Origin of the sequence: Stenotrophomonas sp. NPDC077421, assembly GCF_049545505.1 — a bacterium.
Classification (GTDB): Bacteria; Pseudomonadota; Gammaproteobacteria; order Xanthomonadales; family Xanthomonadaceae; genus Stenotrophomonas; species Stenotrophomonas nematodicola.
On the sequence record NZ_JBMWDP010000018.1, the window covers coordinates 80,658 to 88,364 of the forward strand.

Sequence of the window (7,707 nt, forward strand, 5' to 3'; positions counted from 1 at the left end):
TCTGGAAGCGCCGATTCTAGCGGATGCGGCCGGTTTCGCCGTTGTGCACCGCCACCGCCGGCGCGGCGCGCGCGGCCAGGCGGCGGGCGAACTCATCCGGCGGCAGGCCCGGGGCGAACAGAAAGCCCTGGCCGACCGATACCCCCAGCGCCTGCAGGAAGTGGCGCTGCTGTTCGGACTCGATGCCCTCGGCCACCAGTCCCAGTCCGAGGCTGCGGGCAATGCCGCACACCGCCTCGCACACCGCCACGTCCGAGCGGTTGCCGGGCACGCCCTCGACGAACAGCTGGCTCAGCTTGAGGCCGTGGATCGGCAGCCGGCGCAGGTAGTTCAGCGCGCTGTAGCCTTCGCCGAAGTCGTCAATGGTCAGCAGCACGCCCATCTCGCGCAGCCGGGCGAAGGTCTGCAGGGTGTCCGGTGCATCCTCGATCAGTACCCGCTCGGTGAACTCCAGCTCCAGCGCGCTGCCGGGCAGGCCGAACTCGTCGAGCACTTGGCGCACGTTCCGGGCCAGGTCCTCGCCGACGAACTGGCGGTAGGAGACGTTCACCGCCACCCGCACGATCCCCAGCCCGTCATCCTGCCACTGGCGGACCTGGCGGCAGGCCTCGCGCAGCACCCACAGGCCGATCCGCACGATGTCGCCCGTGCTCTCGGCGTGGCCGATGAAGATGTCCGGGCGCAGTTCGCCCAGCTGTGTGTTGCGCCAGCGGATCAGCGCCTCGGCGGCCACCAGCTGGCCGCTGCGCAGGTCCACCTGCGGCTGGTAAACCAGGTGGAACTCGTCGTCGTCCAGCGCCCGGTGCAGGCGGCTTTCGATCTGCAGGCGATCGTGCTGGCGCTGCGCCAGTTCCGGGGAAAACACCTGCCAGCCGTTGCGGGTGCGGCGCTTGCAGTCGTACATGGCGATGTCCGCGTTCTGGATCAGCTGCTGCGGACGCAGTCCGTCCTGCGGTGCGCGGGCGATGCCGATGCTGGCGGTGACTGCGAACTCGTCGCTGCCGAAGCGGAACGGCGTGCTGAATGCCTGGGTGATCGCGTCGGCCAGGCGCTCGGGCTGGTCGTGCTGGTCGCGGGTGTCGCAGATCACCAGGAACTCGTCACCACCGAAGCGCGCCACCAGCCCTTCGGTGCCGATCGCCGTGGCGATGCGGCGCGTGGCGTCAATCAGCAGTTCGTCACCGGCGTTGTGGCCAAGCAGGTCGTTGACGGTCTTGAAGCGGTCCAGGTCGATGTACAGCACCGCCACCCGGCAATGGGTCGGATTGGACATGCGTGCGGCGAGATCGTTGAGCACCGCGTCGCGGTTCATGATGCCGGTCAGCGGGTCGGTACGCGCCTGGATGCGCAGGGTTTCCTCGGCCTGCTTGCGCGCGGTGATGTCCTGCACGGTGCCGGCGATGCGCGCGGCGTTGACGTCGCCGGCCTCTGCCTCGCCGATCATGCGCACCCAGAAGGTATGTCCGTCGCTGCGCTGGCCCTGCAGTTCCAGCTCGAAGGGTGCCTGCTTGTCGATCACATCGAGCAGGGCCTGCTGCAGCAGCGAGCGGTCGTTCAGGCGCAGGCAGTCGAGCAGCTGGGCCATGTCCTGCAGCGGCGGCTCCTGGCCGAGGATGCGGGTGGCCTCGTCGGTGAGGTACAGCCGCTGCAGGCCGCGATCCCACTCCCAGCCGCCGATATGGGCCAGCGATTGCGCGCGGTCGAACAGGGTGTTGTTGCGCTTGAGCTCGGTGATGTCGCTGAACAGCCCGAAGACATGGTCGGGACTGTCGCGGCCGTTGCCGTAGACCGGAACGTTGGTGGTCGAGATCCAGATCATCCGGCCGCGCGGCCGGTGGTACAGCCCGACGATGGTGCTGCGGATGATCCGCCCGGTGCGCAGCGAGACCGCCGCCGGCCACTGCTCCCGGGTGAGCGGGTGCCCATGCTCGTCCACGCTGATCCAGTCCTCCGGGCAGAGCATCGCCTGGAGGCTGTTGCCGTTGCCGGGAATGCCCAGGATGCGGTGCGCGGCAGGGTTGGCCGACACCACCCGCAGCTGGCGATCGAACAGGATCACGCCCTTGTCGATGGATTCCATCAGCAGGCGGTAGCGCGACTCGGCCTGCCAGCGGCTGCTGAGGTCGCGCGCGACGGCGACGATGCAGTGTTCGCCCTGGTGCTCGAAGCCGGCCGAGTGCACCTCCACCGGGAAGCGGCTGCCGTCGCCGCGCATGTTGGTGACTTCGATGACGTAGGTTTCCCCGCGATGCAGCGCCTCCCAGACGGGGTCGAGGTGGTCGCTGGGCAGGTCCGGATTGAGCAGTTCGATCGGCTGGCCGATGATGTCCTCACGGCTGCGCCCGTAGGCACGCACGCCGGCGTGGTTGAGGTCCAGTACCACGCCCGCTTCACTGAGGATGCTGACCGGGTCGGGCACCGCGTCGAACAGCGCGGCATAGCGGCGCAGGGCGAGCTGGCGCTCGTCCATCGCTTCCTGCAGGGCGGCCTGCGCCACTTCCAGCAGCTGGCGCAGTGCGTCAGGCGGTGCCTGCGCGAGGGCGCGGTCCAGCGCAGCCAGCGCGTCGACGTGGGCGGTGAGATGATCACCGACCGCAGCGTCCTTGCGCGGGCTGCGTCGGGTCATGTGGCCGCCAGCGCCTTCCCGGTCTTGCTGCCGGTGTCGCGGCCCAGCCGCGCCGCCAGCCAGCGGCCGGTGGCTGCCAGTGCCGGCAGATCGATGCCGGTGCGCATGCCGATGCCGTGCAGCAGATACACCACATCCTCGCTGGCGACATTGCCGCTGGCGCCCTTGGCGTACGGGCAGCCACCCGCGCCGGACACGGCAGAATCGACCACGCGCACGCCTTCGTCCAGGCAGGCGTCGATGTTGGCCAGGGCCTGGCCATAGGTGTCGTGGAAGTGCACGGCGAGGGCCGACATCGGCAGCTCGGCCGCGACCGCATGCAGCATCGCGCGGGCCTTGCGCGGGGTGCCCACGCCGATGGTGTCGCCCAGCGAGATTTCGTAACAGCCCATCGCGTACAGCGCAGTGGCCACGCGCACCACCTCGCTCACCGGCACCTCGCCCTGGTACGGGCATCCCAGCACGGTGGAGACGTAGCCGCGGACCTTGACCCCGTCGGCGCGGGCGCGTTCCAGGATCGGCGCGAAGCGTGCCAGCGACTCGTCGATGCCGGCGTTGGTGTTGGTGCGGTTGAACGTTTCCGACGCAGCGGTGAACACTGCCACTTCGTCCACGCCCACCGCACGGGCACGGTCGTAGCCCTGTTCGTTGGGCACCAGTACCGGGTAGGCGATGCCGGGGAGGCGGTCGATGCCCTGATAGACCTCGGCGGCGTCGGCCAGTTGCGGCACCCAGCGCGGGCTGACGAAGCTGGTCGCCTCGATGGTGCGCAGGCCGGTAAGGGACAACTGGCGGATCAGCTCGATCTTGTCGGCGGTTGCCACCGGCTGGGCTTCGTTCTGCAACCCGTCGCGCGGGCCGACCTCGACGATGCGGACGAAATCATCCATGCGCGCGCTCCCGTGACGGGACGGGGCGGGCAACCGGGAGAGCGCGGGTCAGGGGAGAAGTCACGTAGAGTCCTGGCAGGCAAGGGTGGCCCACGTTCCCCGGCGGGCCACGAAAGGGGGATACGCGGGATGGGCGGCAAAGCGGCCAGCCCGCGGTGAATGGCGCGGCCGCCGGGGCGGCCGGCGGGTGGGTCAGGCCGGGCGGTGGCACACCGCTTCGATATTGTTGCCGTCCGGATCGAGCACGAACGCCCCGTAGTAATCGGGGTGGTAGTACTCGCGGATGCCGGGAGCGCCGTTGTCGCGCCCGCCGGCGGCCAATGCGGCCTGGTGGAAGGCGTCAACCTCGGCGCGGCTGTCGGCGCTGAAGGCCACGTGTACGCCGCCGTGGGCGCCGGGGGCGTTGCCGATCCAGAAGTCCGGCTTGCCGGTGCGGCCGAAGCCGGCATGGTCGTGGTCGCCGGTCTGGGCGGCGCTGACCTGCATCACCACGCCGATGCCGAGCGGGGCCAGCGCCTGCTGGAAGAAGGCCAGGCTGCGGGCGAAGTCGGCGCAGCGGATTCCGATGTGGTCGAGCATGGTGGCGTTCTCAGTCCTGGGTAACCCAATGGGGGGCGCGCTTGTCCAGGAAGGCGCCCAGGCCCTCCTGGCCCTCGGCCGATACCCGCAGGCGGGCGATCAGCGCGGCATTGTCGCGGTCGAGAGCGTCGCGGTCGCGGCCCACCGACACCCGGCGGACCAGGTCCTTGGCCGAGGACGAGGCGATCGGGCCGGCCTTGTCGAGGAGGCTGAGCTGGCGCTGCACGGCTTCGTCGATGCGTTCAGGGTCGATCAGCTGGTGTACCAGGCCGATGCGCAGGGCGGTCTCGGCATCGAAATGTTCGCCGGTGGCAAACCAGCGGCGCGCCTGGCGTGGGCCGATGGCGTCGATCACGTACGGGGAAATGACCGCCGGCAGCAGGCCGAGCCGGCTTTCGGTCAGCCCGAAGCGCGCGCTGGTGCTGGCGATGGCGATATCGCAGCAGGCCACCAGGCCCACCCCGCCGCCGAACGCGGCGCCGTGCACGCGGGCGATGGTCGGGCGGGGGAGCTCGTCCAGGGTGCGCATCAGACGCGCCAGCGCCAGCGAATCCTGGCGGTTGTCCTCCTCGCTCGCCGCCGCCATGCCACGCATCCACTGCATGTCCGCGCCGGCCGAGAACGAGGCGCCCTGGCCCGCCAACACCACCGCGCGGACCTGGGCGTCGCGGCCGGCGGCCTCCAGCGCGGCGGTCAACTGGGCGATCAGGGCCGCGTCGAAGGCGTTGTGGAGGGCGGGGCGGTTCAGCCACAGGGTCAGGACCGACCCGCTGCGTTCTATCCGTAGTGCATCACTCATCGAGGGGGCCTGCGATTACTCCATACATGTACAGATCATAGCGGGCCATTGGTCACGGGCCATGACGCGACGCGGCGATGCTAGAATTGATAACCATTCCTATCAACCAGAAGGCGCTCTGTGACGCTGTCCGATCTGCCTCTGCACAGCTCCGCCCTGGTGGAATCCGTGCAGGAACTGCATGCAAACGATGCCATCGCCCGCCGGCTCCAGGAGCTGGGGTTTGTGACGGGAGAAGATGTGCGTCTGGTAGCCCGTGGTCCGGTCGGCGGCGAGCCGCTGCTGGTGCAGGTCGGGTTCACCCGCTTCGCCCTGCGCCGCAGTGAGGCCCGGCGCATCCAGGTGACCGCGGTCGTCGCCGGAGCCCCGGCATGAGCGCCGCGGCCCTTCCGCTGCGCGTGGCGCTGGTGGGCAACCCCAACAGTGGCAAGACCGCGCTGTTCAACCAGCTCACCGGCAGCCGCCAGAAGGTTGCCAACTACACCGGCGTCACCGTGGAACGCAAGGAAGGGCGCCTGCGTGCGCCGTCCGGCCGCGAGTTCGCCGTGCTCGACCTGCCGGGCGCCTACAGCCTGCAGCCGGCGAGCCTGGACGAGGCGATCACCCGCGACCTGTGCCGGGGCTTCTATCCCGGCGAGGCGGCGCCGGACGTGCTGCTATGCGTGATCGACGCCACCAACCTGCGCCTGCACCTGCGCTTCGCGCTGGAACTGCGCGAGCTGGGCAAGCCGATGATCGTGGCGCTGAACATGGTCGATGCGGCCGAGCGTCGCGGCATCAGGATCGACGTTGCCGCGCTGGAACAGGCGCTGGGCGTGCCGGTGGTGGAAACCGTGGCGGTGCGCCGCAACGGCGCCCACGCGCTGGTCGAGCGCCTCGACGCGATGGTGCCGCACCTGCAGGCACCGGTGGCGGCGCCTGACACCCGCGAGGATTACCACACCCGCGTCCGCGCCATCCTGGCCGCGGCCGTGAGCATGCCGACCCGCACCGCGAAGATCGACGACGCGCTGGACCGCTGGCTGCTGCACCCGGTGTTCGGGCTGCTTACGCTGGTGGTGGTGATGTTCCTGATCTTCCAGGCGGTGTTCGCCTGGGCCACGCCGCTGATGGACGGCATCGAGGCCGGCTTCGGCTGGCTGGGCGAAACCGTTGGTGCGGTACTGCCCGAAGGGCCGCTGACCAGCCTGCTCACCGACGGCATCATTGCCGGCGTGGGCGGGGTGGTGGTGTTCCTGCCGCAGATCCTGATCCTGTTCGCCTTCATCCTGGCGCTGGAAGAATCCGGCTATCTGCCTCGTGCCGCGTTCCTGCTGGACCGGATGATGGCCTCGGCCGGCCTGTCCGGGCGGTCGTTCATCCCGCTGCTGTCCAGCTTCGCGTGCGCGGTGCCGGGGATCATGGCCACGCGCAGCATCCAGGACCCGCGCGACCGCCTGGCCACCATCCTGGTGGCACCGCTGATGACCTGCTCGGCGCGGCTGCCGGTGTATGCGCTGCTGATCGGCGCGTTCATTCCCGCCAGAACCCTGTGGGGCTTCGTCAGCCAGCAGGGGCTGGTGCTGTTCGGTCTGTATGTGGCCGGCATCCTCAGTGCGCTGGCGATGTCATGGGTGATGAAGAAGTGGCGCCGCGACAAGAGCGAGCACCCGCTGATGCTGGAACTGCCGTCCTACCGCATCCCGCACCCGCGCGATCTGGCGGTGGGCCTGTACGAGCGCGGCATGATCTTCCTCAAGCGCGTGGGCGGCATCATTCTGTCGCTGACCATTCTGCTGTGGGTGCTGCTGTCGTTCCCTGGGGCGCCGGAGAACGCGACCATGCCGGCGATCGATTACAGCTACGCCGGCCAGATCGGCCACGCGATGGCAGTGTTCTTCGCGCCGCTGGGCTTCAACTGGCAGATCTGCATCGCGCTGATCCCGGGCATGGGCGCGCGGGAAGTGGCGGTGTCGTCGCTGGCAACCATCTACGCGCTGTCCGCGCCCGACGATGATGCCGCGATCCAGGCGCTGACCCCGGTGGTGGCGCATGGCTGGTCGCTGGCGACCGGTCTGTCGCTGCTGGTGTGGTTCATCTATGCGCCGATGTGCATCTCGACGCTTGCCACGATCAAGCGTGAAACCAACTCGTGGAAGCAGGTCGGTTTCGCCACCTTCTACCTGTTCGCGGCGGCCTACCTGGCCGCGCTGGTCACCTATCAGCTCACCGTGGCGCTGGGAGGCGGCTGATGAGCGCCGGTCTGTTCCTGCAGTACGTGGTGGTCGCCCTGATCGTCCTGTTCAGTGCCTGGGTGGTGCTGAAAAAGCAGTTTCCGGGCACCGTGCGCAAGGTGCGCGGCGTCCTGGCGCTGGCGCTGCTCAAGCCCGACCGCAGCGCCGCATTGCAGGCGCTGGGCAGGAAGATCGCCCCGCCCGCCAGTGGCGGCGGTGGCGCGTGCGGCGGTTGCGACAGCTGCGGCCCAACCCCGCCGAAGCGGTAGCGCCGGGTTTTACCCGGCGTGCGTCAGATCGCGTGACACCCAGGCAAAGCGCAGCCTTGTAGAGCCGGGTTCTACCCGGCTTGCGTCAGATCGTGGGACATCCAACGAAAGGCAGCCGGGCAGAGCCCGGCTCTACGGGTTTGGGTCAGATCGTGGGACATCTAACGAAAGGCCGCCGGGCAGAGCCCGGCTCTACGGGTTTGGGTCAGATCGTGGGACATCCAACGAAAGGCAGCCGGGCAGAGCCCGGCTCTACGGGTTTGGGTCAGATCGTGGGACATCCAACGAAAGGCAGCCGGGCAAAGCCCGGCTCTACGGGTTTGCGTCAGAT

The 7,707-nt window shown here is 69.1% G+C and carries 7 protein-coding genes; 3 read left to right on the plus strand and 4 right to left on the minus strand.

Features of this window, described 5'->3' with window-relative positions:
* Positions 1 to 16 precede the first annotated feature (16 nt).
* The 4 genes from ACPEH1_RS11755 to ACPEH1_RS11770 form a co-directional block, all read right to left on the minus strand.
* The gene (locus tag ACPEH1_RS11755; RefSeq protein WP_017357251.1) at positions 17 to 2,626 is read right to left on the minus strand and encodes a sensor domain-containing protein; all 2,610 of its coding nucleotides are present in this window, start codon (positions 2,624 to 2,626) and stop codon (positions 17 to 19) included.
* Positions 2,623 to 3,516: a hydroxymethylglutaryl-CoA lyase gene (locus ACPEH1_RS11760; RefSeq protein WP_136004001.1), complete on the minus strand. Its 894-nt coding sequence runs from the start codon at positions 3,514 to 3,516 to the stop codon at positions 2,623 to 2,625. Before ACPEH1_RS11760 ends, ACPEH1_RS11755 begins: the two co-directional genes overlap by 4 nt.
* A gap of 192 nt (positions 3,517 to 3,708) precedes the next feature.
* A complete protein-coding gene (locus ACPEH1_RS11765; RefSeq protein ID WP_017357249.1) occupies positions 3,709 to 4,095 on the minus strand; it encodes a VOC family protein in 387 nt (128 codons plus the stop codon).
* Between the two features lie 10 nt (positions 4,096 to 4,105).
* Positions 4,106 to 4,894 (minus strand): enoyl-CoA hydratase-related protein, encoded by a 789-nt coding sequence (locus ACPEH1_RS11770; protein ID WP_262071351.1) that lies wholly within the window; start codon positions 4,892 to 4,894, stop codon positions 4,106 to 4,108.
* Positions 4,895 to 5,014: 120 nt separating this feature from the next.
* On the opposite strand from ACPEH1_RS11770, the gene ACPEH1_RS11775 reads away from it, so the two are divergent.
* From ACPEH1_RS11775 to ACPEH1_RS11785, 3 genes are read left to right on the plus strand one after another with little or no spacing between them, the layout of a single operon-like run.
* Positions 5,015 to 5,269 carry a FeoA family protein gene (locus ACPEH1_RS11775; protein ID WP_017357247.1) on the plus strand — a complete coding sequence of 85 codons (255 nt, stop codon included), beginning with the start codon at positions 5,015 to 5,017 and terminating at the stop codon, positions 5,267 to 5,269.
* Positions 5,266 to 7,125: a ferrous iron transport protein B gene (gene feoB / locus ACPEH1_RS11780; protein WP_136004003.1), complete on the plus strand. Its 1,860-nt coding sequence runs from the start codon at positions 5,266 to 5,268 to the stop codon at positions 7,123 to 7,125. Before ACPEH1_RS11775 ends, feoB begins: the two co-directional genes overlap by 4 nt.
* On the plus strand, positions 7,125 to 7,376 hold the full coding sequence (locus ACPEH1_RS11785) for a DUF6587 family protein (protein WP_017357245.1): 252 nt from the start codon (positions 7,125 to 7,127) through the stop codon (positions 7,374 to 7,376). Before feoB ends, ACPEH1_RS11785 begins: the two co-directional genes overlap by 1 nt.
* Positions 7,377 to 7,707 lie beyond the last annotated feature (331 nt).

Excerpts from the sequence above, each read along its gene's own strand:
- ACPEH1_RS11765 (WP_017357249.1), bottom strand. The coding sequence starts at position 4,095 with ATGCTCGACCACATCGGAATCCGCTGCGCCGACTTCGCCCGCAGCCTG.
- ACPEH1_RS11770 (WP_262071351.1), bottom strand. The coding sequence starts at position 4,894 with ATGAGTGATGCACTACGGATAGAACGCAGCGGGTCGGTCCTGACCCTG.
- ACPEH1_RS11785 (WP_017357245.1), top strand. The coding sequence starts at position 7,125 with ATGAGCGCCGGTCTGTTCCTGCAGTACGTGGTGGTCGCCCTGATCGTC.
- ACPEH1_RS11760 (WP_136004001.1), bottom strand. The coding sequence starts at position 3,516 with ATGGATGATTTCGTCCGCATCGTCGAGGTCGGCCCGCGCGACGGGTTG.
- ACPEH1_RS11755 (WP_017357251.1), bottom strand. The coding sequence starts at position 2,626 with ATGACCCGACGCAGCCCGCGCAAGGACGCTGCGGTCGGTGATCATCTC.
- feoB (WP_136004003.1), top strand. The coding sequence starts at position 5,266 with ATGAGCGCCGCGGCCCTTCCGCTGCGCGTGGCGCTGGTGGGCAACCCC.